Annotated in this window: 17 protein-coding genes; 11 read left to right on the forward strand and 6 right to left on the reverse strand. The window is 73.8% G+C overall.

What is annotated here, in order from left to right:
* Positions 1-105 precede the first annotated feature (105 nt).
* Positions 106-780: a histidine phosphatase family protein gene (locus D1648_RS01525; RefSeq protein ID WP_122939057.1), complete on the reverse strand. Its 675-nt coding sequence runs from the start codon at positions 778-780 to the stop codon at positions 106-108.
* 271 nt (positions 781-1051) lie between these two features.
* On the opposite strand from D1648_RS01525, the gene D1648_RS01530 reads away from it, so the two are divergent.
* On the forward strand, positions 1052-2194 hold the full coding sequence (locus D1648_RS01530) for a 3,4-dioxygenase subunit beta (protein WP_122939058.1): 1143 nt from the start codon (positions 1052-1054) through the stop codon (positions 2192-2194).
* 119 nt (positions 2195-2313) lie between these two features.
* Here the strand turns inward: D1648_RS01530 and D1648_RS01535 are convergent, their stop codons facing one another.
* Entirely contained in the window at positions 2314-2772 is a 459-nt protein-coding gene (locus tag D1648_RS01535) for a DUF3592 domain-containing protein (protein ID WP_122939059.1), read from the reverse strand.
* A 131-nt stretch (positions 2773-2903) separates the two neighbouring features.
* On the opposite strand from D1648_RS01535, the gene D1648_RS01540 reads away from it, so the two are divergent.
* The 3 genes from D1648_RS01540 to D1648_RS01550 all read left to right on the forward strand — a co-directional run bounded on the left by D1648_RS01540 (position 2904) and on the right by D1648_RS01550 (position 5540).
* On the forward strand, positions 2904-3902 hold the full coding sequence (locus D1648_RS01540; protein WP_122939060.1) for a dihydroxyacetone kinase subunit DhaK: 999 nt from the start codon (positions 2904-2906) through the stop codon (positions 3900-3902).
* Between the two features lie 11 nt (positions 3903-3913).
* Entirely contained in the window at positions 3914-4600 is a 687-nt protein-coding gene (gene dhaL / locus D1648_RS01545) for a dihydroxyacetone kinase subunit DhaL (protein ID WP_122939061.1), read from the forward strand.
* Between the two features lie 109 nt (positions 4601-4709).
* Positions 4710-5540 (forward strand): sulfite exporter TauE/SafE family protein, encoded by an 831-nt coding sequence (locus D1648_RS01550; RefSeq protein WP_122939062.1) that lies wholly within the window; start codon positions 4710-4712, stop codon positions 5538-5540.
* Positions 5541-5549: 9 nt separating this feature from the next.
* Here D1648_RS01550 and D1648_RS01555 read toward each other — a convergent pair whose 3' ends face one another.
* Positions 5550-6503, reverse strand: a complete 954-nt coding sequence (locus D1648_RS01555) for a YafY family protein (RefSeq protein ID WP_122939063.1) — start codon at positions 6501-6503, stop codon at positions 5550-5552.
* A gap of 147 nt (positions 6504-6650) precedes the next feature.
* Between D1648_RS01555 and D1648_RS01560 the strand changes: the two genes are divergently transcribed.
* The 3 genes from D1648_RS01560 (at position 6651) to D1648_RS01570 (ending at position 9702) form a co-directional block, all read left to right on the forward strand.
* Complete coding sequence (locus tag D1648_RS01560; RefSeq protein WP_122939064.1) at positions 6651-7226, forward strand: DUF664 domain-containing protein; 576 nt, start codon at positions 6651-6653, stop codon at positions 7224-7226.
* 60 nt (positions 7227-7286) lie between these two features.
* A complete protein-coding gene (locus D1648_RS01565) occupies positions 7287-8966 on the forward strand; it encodes an AarF/ABC1/UbiB kinase family protein (RefSeq protein ID WP_122939065.1) in 1680 nt (559 codons plus the stop codon).
* A 94-nt stretch (positions 8967-9060) separates the two neighbouring features.
* Entirely contained in the window at positions 9061-9702 is a 642-nt protein-coding gene (locus D1648_RS01570; RefSeq protein WP_122939066.1) for a DinB family protein, read from the forward strand.
* On the opposite strand, the gene D1648_RS01575 is transcribed toward D1648_RS01570, so the two are convergent.
* The gene (locus D1648_RS01575; protein WP_122939067.1) at positions 9644-10939 is read right to left on the reverse strand and encodes an MFS transporter; all 1296 of its coding nucleotides are present in this window, start codon (positions 10937-10939) and stop codon (positions 9644-9646) included. The genes D1648_RS01570 and D1648_RS01575 overlap by 59 nt on opposite strands.
* Positions 10940-11014: 75 nt before the next feature.
* Between D1648_RS01575 and D1648_RS01580 the strand changes: the two genes are divergently transcribed.
* The 3 genes from D1648_RS01580 (at position 11015) to D1648_RS01590 (ending at position 13644) form a co-directional block, all read left to right on the forward strand.
* Positions 11015-12292, forward strand: a complete 1278-nt coding sequence (locus D1648_RS01580; RefSeq protein ID WP_370239739.1) for an MFS transporter — start codon at positions 11015-11017, stop codon at positions 12290-12292.
* A gap of 59 nt (positions 12293-12351) precedes the next feature.
* The gene (locus tag D1648_RS01585; protein ID WP_122939069.1) at positions 12352-13047 is read left to right on the forward strand and encodes a hypothetical protein; all 696 of its coding nucleotides are present in this window, start codon (positions 12352-12354) and stop codon (positions 13045-13047) included.
* Between the two features lie 87 nt (positions 13048-13134).
* Entirely contained in the window at positions 13135-13644 is a 510-nt protein-coding gene (locus D1648_RS01590) for an SRPBCC domain-containing protein (RefSeq protein WP_122939070.1), read from the forward strand.
* A 13-nt stretch (positions 13645-13657) separates the two neighbouring features.
* On the opposite strand, the gene D1648_RS01595 is transcribed toward D1648_RS01590, so the two are convergent.
* Positions 13658-14398 carry a sulfite exporter TauE/SafE family protein gene (locus D1648_RS01595; protein ID WP_122939350.1) on the reverse strand — a complete coding sequence of 247 codons (741 nt, stop codon included), beginning with the start codon at positions 14396-14398 and terminating at the stop codon, positions 13658-13660.
* A gap of 61 nt (positions 14399-14459) precedes the next feature.
* Between D1648_RS01595 and mgtE the strand changes: the two genes are divergently transcribed.
* Positions 14460-15815 (forward strand): magnesium transporter, encoded by a 1356-nt coding sequence (mgtE, locus tag D1648_RS01600; protein ID WP_122939071.1) that lies wholly within the window; start codon positions 14460-14462, stop codon positions 15813-15815.
* A 15-nt stretch (positions 15816-15830) separates the two neighbouring features.
* On the opposite strand, the gene D1648_RS01605 is transcribed toward mgtE, so the two are convergent.
* A complete protein-coding gene (locus tag D1648_RS01605) occupies positions 15831-16628 on the reverse strand; it encodes an IclR family transcriptional regulator (protein WP_122939072.1) in 798 nt (265 codons plus the stop codon).
* Between the last annotated feature and the right edge of the window lie 49 nt (positions 16629-16677).

The raw sequence follows: 16677 nt of genomic DNA on the forward strand, positions 1-16677 counted from the left end.
CCGAGTACGGGGACGCCCCCTACGAGGGCCCGGACACGCCCCGCCTGGAGTGGCCGACCGCACGGTGAGCAGCGGGCTGCCGGGCCCGGACGCGACGGCCTCGGCTCAGGCCTTCGCCTCGGCGTCGTCGTCGGCCGTGACGTCGTGCGCGGCGCCGCGCAGCAGGTGCTCCCCGCCGACGGGGCTGCTCACCCAGTCCTCGAGGTGCCAGCCTGCTCCCGGGCCGCCGACCAGGGTGACGAGCCCCGTGTTGAACAGCGGTCGGTCGGACAGCGAGGCGGCGCCGAGCCCGGCGACGACCGAGGCGAACACGCGGATCGCGGCGCCGTGGCTGACCACGACCACGTTCGCGTCCTCGGCGTGCTGGGCCGCGATGCGGGCGAGCGCCGCGTTCCAGCGGGCCCAGAACTCCTCGGCGCTCTCCCCGCCGGGCACGCCTGCATCCAGCTCGCCCGCGCTCCAGCGATGGTGCATGTCCTGATACGCCTCGACCGCCTCCGCGTCCTGCCGGCCCTGCAGGTCGCCGGCGCGGATCTCCTCGATCCCCTCGGTCAGGCGTGGGCTGAGCCCGCGGGCGGCCGCGAGCGGGGCGGCGGTCTCGTGGGTGCGCAGCAGGCGCGAGACGTGGATCCCGGCGATGTCCTCGCTCGCGAGCGCGGCCGGGACCGCGGCCGCCTGGGCGCGGCCCAGCGTGGTCAGGCCCGGTCCGGGATAGGCGGCGTCGAGGACCCCCTCGACGTTGGAAGGCGTCTGACCATGGCGGAGGAGGAGAAGTCGCATGCTCCGCACCGTACGAGATCCGCCGGGACCGTGCACCACCGCTCAGCCGACGGCGGCGTGCGTCACACGTCCTCCCGAGCGATCCGTTCCGCCCGGCACCGACGAGAGCGACGGACGCGCAGGTCAGCGAGGTGACGCCCCGACATCTCCCGGTGCAGTTCCCAGGGGGCTCCCGGCTGTCCTCCCGGAAGGTCACGGAAGGGTAACAGCAGCCCCACAGCCTGTGGTTCTACGTTTCCTGCTCCACCCCAGGAGACCGAGAGGATCTGTCATGGACACCACCGACCCCCGCCCCGTCGGCCGCCCCTATCCCGAGGCGCACGAGCATGCCGGCGAGGCGCCCGCGCAGCCCGCGACCTTCGAGGGGCGTACGCTGCACCACCCGGCCGAGGACGTCGAGGACCAGGGCCTCGCCTTCGACGTCGCCACCCTCGTCTCCCGCCGCGGCGCCCTCGGCGTGCTCGGTGCCGGGAGCGTCGCCGCCGTGCTCGCCGCCTGCAGCAGCGGCTCCGCGGGAACCTCCGGCACCACCGCGAGCGACGGGGGAGGGGCGAGCGACGGCGGCGGCACCGCCTCCGAGCTCACCGAGATGCCGGGCGAGACCGCCGGTCCCTACCCGGGCGACGGCTCCAACGGCGCCGACGTGCTCGAGACCAGCGGTGTGGAGCGCTCCGACATCCGCGCCTCCATCGACGCAGGCACCACCGCCGAGGGCGTGCCCCTCGACATCACCATGAACATCATCGACATGGCCGGCGGCGACGTGCCGATGGAGGGCGCGGCCGTGTACCTGTGGCAGTGCGATGCCGCCGGCCGGTACTCGATGTACTCCGAGGGCGTGGAGGAGGAGACCTTCCTGCGCGGTGTGCAGATCACCGACGCGCAGGGCAAGGTCACCTTCACCTCGATCTTCCCCGGCTGCTACGCCGGCCGCTGGCCGCACCTGCACTTCGAGGTGTTCCCCGACGCGGAGTCCATCGTCGACGCGGGCAACGCGATCCTCACCTCGCAGATCGCGATGCCCGAGGCAGAGGCGAACGACGTCTACGAGCAGGGCGAGTACGACGGCAGCGCCGAGAACCTCTCCCAGATCACCCTCGAGACCGACAACGTCTTCTCCGACGGCTACGACCAGCAGCTCGCGAGCCTCTCCGGCGATCTCGATTCCGGCTACGCCTTCTCGATCGACGTCCCGATCGACACCACCACCGAACCCGAGGCCGGCGGCATGGGCGGCGACATGGGCGGCGGCGAGCCCCCGTCGGACGGCGAGGGCGGCCCCGGCGGTGAGGGCGGCCCCGGCGGCGAGGGCGGCCCCGGCGGTGAGGGCGGCACTCCGCCCGAGGGGGCGCCCGGCGAGGGCGGGCCGGCCGATGCGCCGTCCGACGGCGGCGGGGACACCGAGCAGAGCTGAGGCGGGACCTGCAGAAAGGGGCGTCCAGCGGCACGTGCTGGAGCTGAGCGTCCCGCCGGGCCGCCTGGCGCCCCTTTCTGCAGACGGCGGGCGGCGGTGCGCCCGCCCCCGCCGCCCGCTCAGACCAGCACGGCGAGGAACAGCGCCGGGCCGAGGATGAACCCGCCGGTGACCAGCACGCCCACCACCGCGACGACCACCTTGATCAGCGGACCCGTCCGGGAGACGCGCTCGCCGTTCTCCGGGGCGACGAACACCTCCGGCTGGTCGGGATCGAAGATCACCGGCACGGTCATCCCGCTGCGGTCCACCCTCCCGGTGTCGTTCAACGACGGGATCCCGCGCACGGTCCGCCCGTCGGCGACGAACTCGATCGTCTCCACGAGCCGGGAGGAGCGGTTCTCCCCCGTGCCGCTGTGGTGGAGCTTCGAGGAGATCACCCGTCCCTCGGTGCGCCGGCCGCGGGCCTCGAGCTGGGCGCCGCGGCGCATCTCGCGCAGGCCCACGATTCCCAGCACCACCATCACGAGCATGAGGAACGCCGGCACCAGCACCTTCATCAACATCCCGGATCCCATGACCACCCCTCGTCCCGGTCGCCGGCCCCCGCCGACGACCTCCCGTCGCGGCCGAGCCTATCGGCCTCGGCCCGATCGAGACGGTGCGGGTTAGGGTCGAGGCGGAGCATCCGCCCGTCGGAAGGACCGCCATGCGGCGCAGCATCGTCAACGACCCCGACCAGCTGGTCCCCGAGGCGCTCGAGGGCTTCGTCCTCAGCCATCCGGGCCGGCTCGCCCTGGACGCCGAGCACCGCTTCGTGCGCCGGGCCGAACCCGCGAGGGACAAGGTGGGCCTGGTCTCCGGCGGCGGCTCCGGCCATGAGCCGCTGCACGCCGGCTTCGTCGGGCCCGGGATGCTCGACGTCGCGGTCGCCGGGGCCGTCTTCGCCAGCCCCACCGCGCTGCAGGTCCTCGAGGCGACGAAGGCCGCGGATTCCGGCCGCGGCGTGGTCCAGATCGTCAAGAACTACACCGGCGACGTGCTGAACTTCCGCATCGCCGGGGAGATCAGCGGCGACGACGAGGTGGAGACCGAGATCGTGCTGGTCGACGACGACCTCGCCACCGACACGGCCGACGGCGGCGGGCCGGGCCGTCGCGGCACCGCCGCCACCGTGATCGTCGAGAAGATCTGCGGGGCCGCGGCCGAGGAGGGCCAGGACCTCGCCGCGGTCGCGGACCTCGGCCGACGCGTCGCCGCCTCCGCCCGCACCATGAGCCTGGCGCTGGCCGCCGGCACCCACCCCGGCGACGAGGAGCCCCAGTTCAGCCTCGGCGACGACGAGGTCGAGCTCGGCGTGGGCATCCACGGGGAGCGCGCCGCCCGCCGCGTCCCCTTCACCACCGCCGACGGCCTCACCGACCTGCTGCTGGACCCGCTGCTGGAGGAGCTGGACCTCTCCCGCGGCGACGAGCTGCTCGCGATCGTCAACGGCCTGGGCGGCACCTACCCGCTCGAGCTGAACCTCGTCGCCCGCCGCCTCCACCGCCGACTGGCCGACGCGGGCATGAGCGTCGGCCGCAGCCTCGTCGGCTCCTACGTGACCAGCCTGGACATGCACGGCGTCTCGCTCACGCTGATGCCGCTGGACGCGGAACTGACCCGCCTGTGGGACGCCCCCGTCGCCACCCCTGCCCTTTCCTGGTGAGGAGACCCGAGATGACGCGCAGCCCCAGCACCGACACCACCCTTCCCGACGACCTCGGCCCGGCATTCGTCACCGCCCTGCAGGGCGCGCTCGAGGACGCCGCCCCCGCCCTCGGCGACCTCGACCGCCGCGCCGGGGACGGTGACTTCGGCGACAACGTCCGCACCGCCATGAAGAACCTCGCTCGCGAGCTCGAGAGCGCCGAGCCCGAGGACTACCGCGGCTGGGTCACCGCGATGTCCCGCGCCTGGCTGGGCGTGGGTGGCACCTCCGGGCCCCTGTTCGGCATGTTCTACCGCGACCTCGCCAAGGCCGCCGGCGACGGCGAGGCCCCGGACCTCGGCGCGCTCGCCGAGGCGCTCGAGGCCGGGCAGGCCGTGATCCAGAAGTACGGCGAGGCCGAGGTGGGGGACCGCACCATGGTCGACGCGCTCGCCCCGGCCGTCGTCGCGCTGCGCGAGGCGGCGCAGGCCGGGAAGGCCCCGGCCGAGGCGCTCGCCGCCGCGGAGCAGGCCGCGATCGAGGCCGCCCGTGGCACCGCCGAGCTCACCGCCCGTCGCGGCCGCGCCAGCTACGTCGGCGAGACCGCCAAGGGCGTCATGGACCCCGGCGCCTGCGCGATGGGGCTGGTCGTCGGCGCGCTGCGCGTCGCGGTCGAGGCCGACGGGGGAGAGGTCGCGGCCGACTGGATCGAGTGAGCCCGGCGAGCGGCTCGAGTCGTCGAGCCGTCGAGTTCTGAGGTCGGAGCGGAGCCGCCCTCGGACGTTCCCGACGTGAAGCGTCCACCCGCTGATAGGTTCGCTGATCGTGTCCGACCTCGCCGCGCTGCTCCCCGACCTCAGCACCTCCTCCTGGCTGCTGGTGGTGCTGGGAGCGCTGATCGTCGGCTTCTCCAAGACCGCGCTGCCCGGCGCCGGGACCCTCGCCGCGGGCGCGTTCGCGCTGGCCATGCCCGCGAAGGAGTCCACCGCCGCGCTCCTGCTGCTGCTCATCCTCGGCGACATGACCGCGCTGTGGGTCTACCGGCGCGAGCCCGACTGGCGCACCCTGGTGCGCCTGCTGCCCAGCGCCATGGTCGGCGTGCTCCTCGGGGTGTTCTTCTTCGCCGCGGTCGACGACACCACCGTGCGCGTCACGATCGGCGTGATCCTGCTGGTGCTCGTCGCGCTGACCGTCGCGCGCCGGCTCCGCGCCCAGCGCCGCACCGCCGCGGAGGCCGCAGCGCCGGGCGGCGGCACCGATGCCCGCGACGGCGGGGAGGGCGGCAGCCGCAGGGGCGCCGCCGCGACCGCGCAGGGCGTCGGCTACGGGCTGCTCGGCGGCTTCACGACCATGGTCGCCAATGCCGCGGGGCCCGTGATGTCGCTGTACCTGCTGATGATGCGCATGCCGGTGATGACCTTCCTGGGCACCTCCGCGTGGTTCTTCGCGGTGATCAACCTGTTCAAGCTGCCCTTCTCCGCAGGGCTCGGCCTGTTCACGCGCGAGACCCTCGCGATGGACGCGCTGCTCGTGCCCGTCGTGCTCCTGGCCGCCTTCGCGGGCGCGAAGGTCGCCCGACGCATCCCGCAGTCCGTCTTCGACAAGCTCGTCCTCGCCCTGACCGTCCTCGCCGCGATCGGCTTGCTCATCCCCTGATCGCGTGCCTCAGCCCGCCCGGCGCACCCCCGCGGCCCACCGCCCGAGCGCCTCGATCTCCTCGAGCAGCTCGGGCGGGTCGATGACCTCCACGGGCAGGCCCATCCCGGCCAGGTGCACGGCCACCCAGCGCAGCTGATCGGCGCCGGCGCGCAGCACGCAGGCCTCCTCCCCGTCGGCCTCGAGCGTCCCCGTGCGGGCCGAGATCATGGGGGCGACCTGCGCGTACGGCGCCAGGATCCGCACCGTGCAGGCGGCCCGATAGCCGGCCACCGTGATCGACTCCCGCACGGCGTGCTCGATGTCCGGGGTCTCCCGTGCGGCGAAGGTGAAGGTCGAGGGGTGCACCGCGTGCATGCGGTCCAGGCGGAAGGTGCGCCAGTCCTCGCGGTCCAGGTCCCAGGCGAACAGATACCAGCGCCCCTCGACGGACAGCACCCGGTAGGGCTCGATCCGACGCTCGAACCGCTCCCCGTCGGCCCGCTCGTAGTCCAGGCGCACCCGCACCCCGTCCCGCACCGCGGTCGCCAGCGCCATGAGCACCTCGGAGCGGGTCCCGGGCCCGTCGCGCGAGATCACCCCCATCGCGGCGGAGACCGCGCCGACCTCGGCGCGCACGCTCGCGGGCAGGATCCTGTCCAGCGCCGCGAGGGCCCGCAGCGCCTCCTCGTCCAGACCCTCGAGCCCGGAGGCGGCCGCGAGACGGAGCCCGACGGCGACCGCCGCCGCCTCCGTCGAGCTCAGCAGCAGCGGCGGCAGGGCGCGTCCCGCGCCGAGCTGGTAGCCGCCGCCGTGCCCGGCCGAGGTGAGCACCGGATAGCCCATCTGCCGCAGCCTGTCCACGTCCCGCCGCACGGTCCGCGTCGTCACGCCCATCTCGTGCGCGAGCTCCGGACCGGTCCACACCGTCCGCGCCTGCAGCAGCGCCAGCAGCCGCAGCGCCCTCGAGGTCACATCGCTCATGGGGCCTCCTCCCCGTCGGCCTCCAGTGTGCCCTCCTTCGAGGACAGGAACTGTCCTCCCACGGGTCGAAGGTGGTGCTGTTCCTGCGGGAGCGGTCGCATCCTTCGCGACCCGGACCGCCCCACCGCCCTCACCGAGGAGAGCCCCATGCCGTTCCTGACCGCTGAGACCACCGACGAGCGCGACAGCCTCGCCACCTTCTCCCAGCAGCAGATCGACCAGGTCGCCACCGCCCTCCACGGCCTGGACCGCGAGCAGCTCGCCCAGGCCCCGAGCGCCTCCGCGATGAGCCTCGGCGCGCTCGCTCGGCACGTGCTGCTCATCGCGAGCGGCGCGGAGCAGGCCATCAACGCCGCCCCAGACGCTCCTGCCCCGCCGGACCGCAGCGAGGACCAGCTCATGGCCGAGGGCACGATCGCCCCGGAGGCCCTGCGCGCCGAGGACACCGCGGAGATGCTCATCGCGCAGCTGCACCGGGCGGGGGAGCAGCTCGCCGCCGCGATCCGCGCGGCCGACCTCGATGCCCTCGCCCCCGTGCCCGACCAGCCCTGGTTCGAGGGCCGCACCCGCTGGACCCTGCGCTGGTACGCGCTGCACCAGATCGAGGAGCATGCGCGTCACGCAGGCCATGCCGACATCCTTCGCGAGAGCATCGACGGGAAGGGCGCCTACGAGCTGAACGCCCTCGCCGCCGGCCAGGAGTGGCCGCCCGAGGGCTGGTGAGCCGGTGACCGTGCGCCCGCCTCGCGGGCGACGCGGAGGAGGCGTGGCTACGATGCGACCATGGCTGACGACTCCCCGCGGTACCGACGCATCGCCGAGGTCCTGGCCCGCAACGGGCTCGCCGCGGTCGCCGCGCAGATCGGTCTGGGCGAGCACCTGCCGCAGGCGGTGCGCCGGCACCTGCCCGCGATCGAGCGAACCGGCGGGCCCGCGCGGCTGCGGCACGCGCTCGAGGAGCTCGGCCCCACCTTCGTCAAGCTCGGCCAGATGCTGTCCACCCGGAAGGACCTGCTGCCCGCGGAGTACACCGAGGAGCTGCGCCGCCTGCGAGACGACACCGTCACCGTCCCCTTCGCCCAGGTCTCCGCTGTCATCGAACGGGAGCTCGGCGCGGGGCCGCAGGAGCTGTTCGCCCATTTCGACGAGACACCGCTGGCCTCCGCCTCGATCGGCCAGGCGCACCTGGGCCGGCTCCGCGACGGACGGGAGGTGGTGGTCAAGATCCGCAAGCCCGGCGTGAGCGACGTGGTCCTCGCCGACCTCGAGCTGATGCGGGTCCTCGCCGCCGCGGCCGCGCGGGAGTGGGAGACGGCTCGGGACATCGACGTGGTCTCCCTGGTCGCCGGCTTCGACCGCACCATGCGCGCCGAGCTCGACTATCGCAGCGAGGCCGCGCACGCAGCCCGGATGCGGGAGAACCTCGCCGATGATGCGTCCGTGCGGATCCCTGCCGTCCTCGAGGAGCTCACCACCGCGGAGGTGCTCACCGAGGCGCGGGTGACGGGGATGCGGATCGACGACATCCATGCCCTCGACGCGGCCGGGATCGACCGGCCCGCCCTCGCGTCCCGCGCGACCTCCACGCTGGTGCGCATGGTGCTGGTGGACGGGTTCTTCCACGCCGACCCCCATCCCGGGAACATGTTCGTCGGCGAGGACGGCGTCATCACCCTGATCGACTTCGGGATGGTGGGCCGGCTCGGCGAGAGCGTCCGCGAGAACCTGCTGCGTCTCATGTTCGCGCTCACCCATGACGACCACGAGGCCGCCGTCTCCGCGCTGGTGCGGCTCGCCCCGCCGCAGGGGCCGCTGGACCGCCGCCGCCTGACGCGGGACGTCGGGGCTCTGCTCGAGAGCCTCTCCGCCCAGCCGCTCGGCGAGATGTCGATCGCCGCCATCGTCGAACGCCTCACCGGACTGCTGCGGCACCACCATCTCCAGCTCCCCGCCGACGTCTCCACCCTGCTGCGGGTGCTGGTGCTCACCGAGTCCGTCGCGGTGGTCCTCGACCCCGCCTTCTCACTCACCGCCGTGCTCGCGAAGGTGGCGCCGGTGGCGATGGCGGAGCTGCTCAGCCCGGAGGCGCTCGCCCGGCGCGCCCGAGACACGGGGGTGAACGCTCTGCGCCTCGGCAGCGACCTGCCCGATCGCGCCTCGCGGATGCTGGACGACTACGAGGCGCGCGGACTGCCCGTGCGCCTCCACCCCGAGGATCTCGACCGCGCGGTCGAGCGTCTCGAGGGCACCGTCGACCGGCTCATCGTGGGCATGACCATGAGCGCGCTGCTCGTCTCCATCGGCACCGTCCTGGCCGCGCAGCCCGGGCGCGCGCGTCTGCGCGACCCGCTCATGATCGCCTCCGGCGGCGCGACCGCGCTGCTGGGCACCTATCTCGCCGCCGGAGCCGGCCCCGCACGGCGGTTGGGGCGGATGGTGCGACGGGGGATCGTCGGGCGGTGACCGGAGGGCACGACCGCCTCTTCGCGGACAGCTGCTGTCCGCGTGCCGCCGGAGACTGGGGCCCTCGCGAGCACCACGTCCCCAAGGAGGAGCCATGACCGTCCACGAATCCCCGACCGACCGCACTCCCGAGGAGGGCGGCCCCACCCGTCCCCGCGGACGCGACGGCGATCTGCCCACCGTGCTGATCGACCAGATCGAGTTCCACATGCGCGAGTTCATGCGGCCGCGCCTGGAGGGCCTGACCGACGAGGAGTACTTCTTCGATCCCAGCGGTGACGGCGACATCTGGACCGTCCATCGGCGCACACCGGACGGCGAGACCCCGCCGACCTCGATCCAGGGCGGATCGGGGGAGATGGTCATCGACTTCGAGGTCCCCGAGCCCGACCCGGCCCCGCTCACCACGATCGCCTGGCGGCTCGGGCACGTCATCGTGGGCGTGCTCGCCCTGCGCAGCCACTCCCACTTCGGCGGCCCGCCCGCGGACTACATGAGCTGGGACTACGCCGCGACCGCCGAGGAGGCCCTGGCCCAGTTCGATCGCGAGTACGCACGCTGGATCGAGGGCGTGCGCGCGTGGGGCGAGGAGGACCTGCAGGTCGCCGTCGGCGAGGCCGAGGGGCCCTGGGCCGAGCATTCCCGGGCCACGCTCGTCGCGCACATCCACCGCGAGCTCATCCATCACCTCGCCGAGATCGCGCTGCTGCGCGACCTGTGGGCGCATCGGGGGTGAGGCGGGAGGCGCTCGCGACCAGCAGATGCAGCGGGATCGTCAGCGCGAGCACCCCGGCGGCGACCAGCGGCAGCTGGGCAGGGGCGGCGCCGGCGGTCAGCACCAACCCGCCCAGCCCGCCTCCGAGCGCGCTGCCCAGGGAGACCGCGCTGGCGTTCAGCGCCATCACCACCGGCACGGAGGCCGGGGCCATCGCCGCGAGCCGCGCCTGCTGCGGCACCGCGTGCCCGCCGTTGCCGATCCCCGCCACCAGGAACCACACCAGGCTCAGCATCGCGAGCGCCGCCGGGGCGGCCAGGGCCAGGGCGAGCGCGCCGAACAGCGCGTCGGCCAGCAGCAGCGCGAGGATCACGGTCAGCACCCGCACGGGCGAGAACCGGTCCGCGAGGCGGCCGGTCACAGCGTTGCCCGCCATGCTCGCCACCCCGTAGGCGCACATGATCACGATGATCATCCAGCTCGCCAGATGGGACGGGGAGAGGATCAGCACCGCATAGGTGAAGCAGGTGTAGCTCGCGCAGAGCACCCCGGTCGAGACCAGCAGCCCGCCCACCAGGCGCGGCTGGGCGAGCGGCCGGAGGCGCTCGGCGAGCGTGGCGGCGGGATGGCGCAGTCGGGGCAGGCGTCGCGCGATCCCCACCAGCGCCACGAGGCCGACGGCGGAGACCATCAGCAGCGGGAACCGCCAGCTCGACTGCCCCAGGATCAGGCCGACGGGGACGCCGAGCGCGGTCGCCGTCATCCACCCGCCGAGCACGATGGAGAGCGCGCGGCCGCGATGCTGCGGCCCCACCAGATGCACCGCGTACCCGGTGACGGCGGCCCCCAGCAGGCAGCCGCCGAGCGCCGCGACCACGCGGCCGCCCATCGCGAACGCATACGTCGGAGCCAGGGCGTTCAGCAGATTGCCGAGCACGAAGGTCGCCAGCGCCGCGAGGATCGTGCCGCGCTGCTCCCAGCCGCTGGTGGCCGCGCCGAGCAGCGGGCCCGCGAGCGCGGAGGTCAGGGCGAAGACCGCCACGAGCTGCCCGGCCGCAGCGGCGCTGACCTCGAGGTCAGCGGCGATGTCCGGCAGCAGCCCGGCCAGCACGTAGCCGTCGATCCCCGTCGTGAACGTCGCGACGGCGAGCCAGAGCAGGGTGCGGTACGGGACGCCGTCGGGTCGCGAAGCAACCCCTCTCGCCTTGCCCGGTGCGCCCTCCGCGGGCGTGCCGGGTTCGGGGGATGTCGAGGTCATCGGCGGATCACGTGCGCCATGGGCACCCTTCGGACGGTCCTGTCCCGCGTCGGAAAGCGCTCATAGGATGTCATGGTGACCAGCGCTGCGGCGGGCCGACCCGCGACCTCCTCCTCGCCCAGGCGGCGCACGGCCGGAGCCCGCATCACCCTCACTCTCGCCGCGCTCGGCATGCTCGGCCCCTTCACGATCAACACCGTCTTCCCCGCCTTTCCGCAGATCGGCGAGGAGTTCGGCGCCTCCGACGTGGTCCTGCAGCAGCTGATCAGCGTCTACCTCGCCTCCTTCGCCGTGATGAGCGTGTTCCACGGCCCGCTCTCGGACGCCCTGGGCCGCAAGCGGGTGATGCTCACCGGCCTGGCGATCTATGTCATCGCGATGCTCGGTGCGACGCTCGCCACCGGCATGGGGGCGCTCATCGCGCTGCGGGTGCTGCAGGGCGTGAGCGCGGGCGCCGCCACGATCGTCTCCCGCGTGGTGGTGCGCGATCTGTTCTCCGGCGCGGAGGCGCAGCGGCTCATGGCGCGGGTGATGATGATCTTCGCCCTCGCGCCCGTGATCGCGCCGGTGCTCGGCGGCTGGCTGCTGCTGCTCGGGGACTGGCGCTGGGTGTTCGCGGGCGTGGGCCTGTACGGGGTCCTCGTGATGGTGCTGACCGCGCTGATGCCCGAGTCGCTGCCGCGCGAGGCCCGGATCCCGCTGCGTCTCGGCGCCGTGCTCGGCTCGCTGTGGGAGGTGGGGCGCTCGCCGATGATGCTGCGGATCGCGCTCGCGACCGCCTTCGGCTTCGCCGCCCACTTCGTGTTCGTCGCCGCCGCGCCGATCATCGTGGTGCGCCTGCTGGGGCTCGGCGAGCAGGACTTCTGGGTGCTCTTCGGACCGCTGATCATCGGGATGATGGCCGGCTCCCTCGTGGTGGGCCGCGCGGCCGACGTCATGGACCGCAGCCGCCTGATCACGATCGGGTACCTCGGCACCCTCGCCACCTGCGTGCTGAACCTCGTCCTGGTCCTGCTGGCCCCGGATCCCGTCGGCGGCCTCGACGTGACCCTGCTGCCGGTGCTGATCGGGCCGGCGCTGATGTCCTTCACCGCCTCGCTGTTCTTCGCGCCGATGCAGCTGGAGATCCTCGACCTGTTCCCGCACCACCGCGGTGCCGCCGCATCCATGGGCACCTTCTTCACCCTCGTGATGAACGCGCTGCTCTCGGGGGTGATCGCTCCGCTGATCACCGGCAGCCTCGCCGTGGTCGCCGTCGCCGCCCTCGGCTACGTGATCGTCGGCGCGCTGCTGTGGGCCTGGCACCTGGCCGACCGCCGACGGCGCCAGCGGCTCGAAGCGCTGCCCGTCTGAGCGCGGCCCGGTTCGCGGACCTCCTCCCCTCAGGGCGCTCGGCGGGGGACGATGGGGCCATGTCCTTCGACCTCGATCCTCTCGAGCTGCTCGTCGCGGCGCTGACGGCACTGCTGCTCGCCCTGTCCCTCGCCTTCCCGCTCGCGGCCGCGGCGATCGTCGGCCCCCGAAAGGACTGGAACCGGGCCGGGCTGGCGATGGGGCTCGGACTGCTCCTCGGCGTGATCGGCGCCGGAGCCGTCGTGGTGACCGGGGCCGACGGGGCACCGGCGACGGCCTCCCTCCTCGGCCTGCTGCTGGGACTGGCCTGCGCCTTCGTCGCCGCGGTGCTCGTGGTCGCCCTCGAGGACGACACCGGCTGGGCGGCCGCGATCGGCGTCGTCGGCTGCCTGCTCATCGGCCTCGCCGCGCCGCTGCAGGCCGTCCCCGTCCTCGAGGCGCTGAGCAGCTCGATGCTCCCCGTGCTCGCCGGCACCGTGCTCGAGGCGGTCGCCCTGGTGCTGGTGGTCGCCTTCCTCGTCGCGGGCTCCGCCCGTGCCCGGGCGCTGCAGATCGGCATCTCGTTCGCAGGGGCCGCCGGCGCGGTCCTCGTCGGAGCCGGAGCCGTCGGCCCCGGGGCGGCGGCCGCCGCGGGACTCACGCCGCGCACCACGCTGATCGGCGTGCTCGTCGCGCTGGTGATCGGCAGCCTCGTCGGGGGCGTGCTCGAGACGGTCCGGGCCCGGCGCCGGTCCCGACGCCCGGTCGACGGCTGAGGACGCACGTCGACCCCGTGCTCGGGCCGGGCTACGGTGGTGCCGCCCACCGCGCCGGCCCCGCCGCGACCGACCCTGGGAGTGCCCATGACGATCACCGGTTCCCTCGACGGCTCCGACCTCGTGCTGCGCCGCACCGTCCCCGCCTCGCGGGCACGGATCTGGCGGTACCTCGCCGAGCCCGACCGCCTCGCGACCTGGTACGGCACCTACGACGGCGACCCCGCCACCGGGGTGGTCGAGGTGACCATGACCGCCGAACCGGGAGAGCCGGCCACCTCGCCGTTCGCGATCCACGCCTGTGAGCCCGAGCGCCTGCTGACCGTCAGCTCGTCCGTCGGCGAGCAGGTCTGGAAGCTCTCGATCGAGCTCGAAGGAGGCTCCGACGGGGCCGGCGGCGCCGCCGGCGACGTCACCCACCTCGCGCTGCGCCACCACGACCTGCCCGCCGACATGCTCGAGCACGTCGGCCCCGGCTGGGAGTGGTACCTCGACCGGCTCGTCGGCGCCGTGACCGGCATGGGCGTGCCCGGCATGGACGTCTGGGACGCGCAGTACATGAGCCGCGCCCCCGAGTACGCGGCCCTCGGCCGCTGAGGCCCGATCCGGCTCACGCCAGCAGCACGAGCCCTCGCCCGAGCGCGAGAAGCGAGCCCGCGATCGCGAGCACCATCACGAGCTGCATCGCCCGCTCCGGCGGGATCCTCGGCCCCAGCCACGATCCTGCGATCGTGCCGGTGAGCAGGGCGAGGATCAGCACCGCCCAGCTCATCGGCGGCAGCGTGGGCAGGGACCGCTTCGCGATCAGCGAGACGATGCTCAGCACCAGGAACTGCAGCTGCGCCGTCGCCGCGAACTGCCGGTGGGGCCACCCCGTCGCCCGCGCATAGATCACCACCCCGGGACCGCCCACCCCGGCGGTCACGTTCATGAACCCGGAGGCCAGGCCGCCTGCCGCGCCGAGCGCCCGCGACCGCGGCAGGGTCCGGCCGCGCAGCAGCAGCGTCAGCGCCAGACCCGTGATCACCACGGCGCTGACCGCGACCATCAGCGGCGCCTCGGGGATCAGCGTCACCGCGATCGCGCCCGGGACCACCCCCACCACGCCCATCGGCACGAGCACCGCCGCGCGCGGCCAGTCCACGTCGTACCGCTGCGCGTAGAGGTTCAGCGCCGAGGACAGCGCCCCGCACAGGTTCGTCACCAGGATCCCCTCGAAGGGGCCGAGCACCAGCACCAGGAACGGCGCGGACAGCAGCGCGAAGCCCATCCCCGTGGACCGCTGCGCGAGCGCCCCGACCAGCACCGTCGCCGCGAGGCCGAGCAGGGGCAGCAGGACGGGGGCGGACATGCCCACCAGGCTACGTGCCCGTCGGCCCGCGCTCCGTCCTCCTCTCCGCCACAATGGACAGGTGACCTCCACCGCCTCCCTCGACGCCGTCCTCGCGCTGCTGCGCACCGACCCGCAGAGCGAGGCGGAGCTCGAGCACCTCGCGCTCGAGGCGCACGCACTGCCCGCCGGCGAGCTGGTCTATCTGGTCGGGACCCGCCCCGCGACCGAGGCCGCGCTGCTGTTCCGGGTGCTCGACAAGGAGCGGGCCCTCGCCGTCTTCGAGGCGCTCGCTCCCGAGCACCAGGCAGAGCTGATCACCGCGCTGCGCACCCCGCAGGTCGCCGAGATCATCGGCGACCTCGACCCCGACGACCGCGCCTCGCTGTTCGACGAGCTGCCCGCCTCCGTCGCCGAGCGTCTCCTGCACGGCCTGGACGCCGACGAGCGGGCCATGACCACCGCGGTGCTCGGCTACCCGCGCCACGCGATCGGCCGCTACATGTCCCCGGAGGTGCTCGCGCTGCACCCCGAGCAGACCGTCGCCGAGGCCCTCGAGCTCGTGCGCGAGCGCGGCGCGGACGCGGAGACCGTGTACCTCCTGCCCGTCGTCGACGCGTCCCGCATCCTGCTGGGCGTCGTCGGCCTGCGCCGCCTGCTGCTGACCGAGCCGGACGCGCGCGTGGGCGACATCGCCCACGAGGCCGTCCGCTCCCTCGCGACCGACGACCGCGAGCACGCCGCCCGACGGTTCTTCGCGGCGAAGCTGCTGGCCATGCCGATCGTGGATGGGGAGGAGCGGCTGGTGGGCATCCTCACCGTCGACGACGCGGTGGACATCATCGAGCAGGAGAACGCCGAGGACTCCGCCCGCACCAGCGGCTCCGAGCCCCTGTCCCGCTCCTATCTGGCCACGCCGATCCTGCGCGTGGTGCGCAGCCGCATCGTGTGGCTGCTGGTCCTGGCGATCTCCGCGATCCTCACCGTGCAGGTGCTCGAGATCTTCGAGGACCGGCTCGATCAGGTCGTGGTGCTCGCCCTGTTCATCCCGCTGCTGACCGGCACCGGCGGGAACACCGGCAACCAGGCCGCGACCACGGTCACGCGCGCGCTCGCCGTGGGGGAGGTGCGCGTGCGGGACCTTCCGCGCGTGGTGTGGAAGGAGCTGCGCGTCGGCGCCGTGCTCGGGGCGGTGCTCGGCACGCTCGGCTTCGTGGTCTCCGGCCTCGTCTACGGCGTGTCGATCGGGCTCGTGATGGGCCTGACGCTGCTGTCGATCTGCATCATGGCCGCGATCGTCGGCGGGCTCATGCCGCTGCTGGCCAAGCGGATCGGCGCCGACCCGGCCGTGTTCTCCAACCCCTTCATCTCGACGTTCTGCGACGCGACGGGCCTGATCATCTACTTCACGATCGCGACCGTGGTGCTGGGGCTGTGAGGCGGGGCAGGAGCGTCAGGCCGAGGGTGCGACTGTGAACCCCGCCGGCGCGAGCGCCGCGAGCTTCTCCCGCAGCAGCTCGCCGACCTCCCCGCGCCGCTGCACGTCCATCCGCTCGACCGGGCCGGTGACGCTCACCGCGAGCGAGCGCCCGCCGGGGCGCACGAGGGCGACGCCGACGCAGGCGATGCCCGCCTCGTTCTCCTCGACCTCCGAGGCCCAGCCCCGCTGCTCCGCCTCGGTGACGACCTCGGCCAGGTGCGCGGCGCTCACTGCGAGGGCGGGGTCCTGGTCGGGGTCCTCGCTCGCCCGTGCGTAGGCGGCGAGCCCGTCCCCGCGCACCCCGTCGGCCGTGAGGATCGCGCGCCCCATCGCGGTGCGGGCGGCCGGTGCCCGGCTGCCCACTCGCGACCAGACGCGCAGCGCCCGCTCGGGTTCGACCTTGTCGAGATAGAGCACGAAGGGGCCGTCGAGCCGGCCCAGGTGCACCAGCTCCTGCACCTCGTGCGAGATCGCCGCGAGCGCCGGCGCCATGAGGACGGGCAGGTTCTCCTCGCGCTCGAAGCGGCCGGCGAGCAGGGGCAGTGCGGCGCCCAGCCGGTAGGTCTGGTCCTCGGCGGCCTGCTCGGCGAAGCCGCGATGCATCAGCGCGCGCAGCAGCCGGTGGGCCGAGGCCTTGTTCAGCCCGCTCTGGGCAGAGATGTCGCGCAGCGTCATCCCGTCCGGTCCCGCCTCGGCGAGCACCTCGAGCAGGGACAGCGCTTTGTCGACGCTGCCGACAGGGGAGGGGCTGGAGGGAGGCGTCGTCGTCATGGGGTCCATTCTCTCCGGAGCCGAGCGGGGCGGGGTACGGCGACGGAGC

The sequence above is a fragment of the Brachybacterium sp. EE-P12 genome, assembly GCF_003711805.1.
Lineage (GTDB): Bacteria > Actinomycetota > Actinomycetes > Actinomycetales > Dermabacteraceae > Brachybacterium.

Bases quoted from the DNA above. Each gene is read 5' to 3' on its own strand.
- D1648_RS01525 (WP_122939057.1), bottom strand. From the start codon at position 780: ATGCGACTTCTCCTCCTCCGCCATGGTCAGACGCCTTCCAACGTCGAG.
- D1648_RS01530 (WP_122939058.1), top strand. From the start codon at position 1,052: ATGGACACCACCGACCCCCGCCCCGTCGGCCGCCCCTATCCCGAGGCG.
- D1648_RS01535 (WP_122939059.1), bottom strand. From the start codon at position 2,772: ATGGGATCCGGGATGTTGATGAAGGTGCTGGTGCCGGCGTTCCTCATG.
- D1648_RS01540 (WP_122939060.1), top strand. From the start codon at position 2,904: ATGCGGCGCAGCATCGTCAACGACCCCGACCAGCTGGTCCCCGAGGCG.
- dhaL (WP_122939061.1), top strand. From the start codon at position 3,914: ATGACGCGCAGCCCCAGCACCGACACCACCCTTCCCGACGACCTCGGC.
- D1648_RS01555 (WP_122939063.1), bottom strand. From the start codon at position 6,503: ATGAGCGATGTGACCTCGAGGGCGCTGCGGCTGCTGGCGCTGCTGCAG.
- D1648_RS01560 (WP_122939064.1), top strand. From the start codon at position 6,651: ATGCCGTTCCTGACCGCTGAGACCACCGACGAGCGCGACAGCCTCGCC.
- D1648_RS01565 (WP_122939065.1), top strand. From the start codon at position 7,287: ATGGCTGACGACTCCCCGCGGTACCGACGCATCGCCGAGGTCCTGGCC.
- D1648_RS01570 (WP_122939066.1), top strand. From the start codon at position 9,061: ATGACCGTCCACGAATCCCCGACCGACCGCACTCCCGAGGAGGGCGGC.
- D1648_RS01575 (WP_122939067.1), bottom strand. From the start codon at position 10,939: ATGACCTCGACATCCCCCGAACCCGGCACGCCCGCGGAGGGCGCACCG.
- D1648_RS01585 (WP_122939069.1), top strand. From the start codon at position 12,352: ATGTCCTTCGACCTCGATCCTCTCGAGCTGCTCGTCGCGGCGCTGACG.
- D1648_RS01590 (WP_122939070.1), top strand. From the start codon at position 13,135: ATGACGATCACCGGTTCCCTCGACGGCTCCGACCTCGTGCTGCGCCGC.
- D1648_RS01595 (WP_122939350.1), bottom strand. From the start codon at position 14,398: ATGTCCGCCCCCGTCCTGCTGCCCCTGCTCGGCCTCGCGGCGACGGTG.
- D1648_RS01605 (WP_122939072.1), bottom strand. From the start codon at position 16,628: ATGACGACGACGCCTCCCTCCAGCCCCTCCCCTGTCGGCAGCGTCGAC.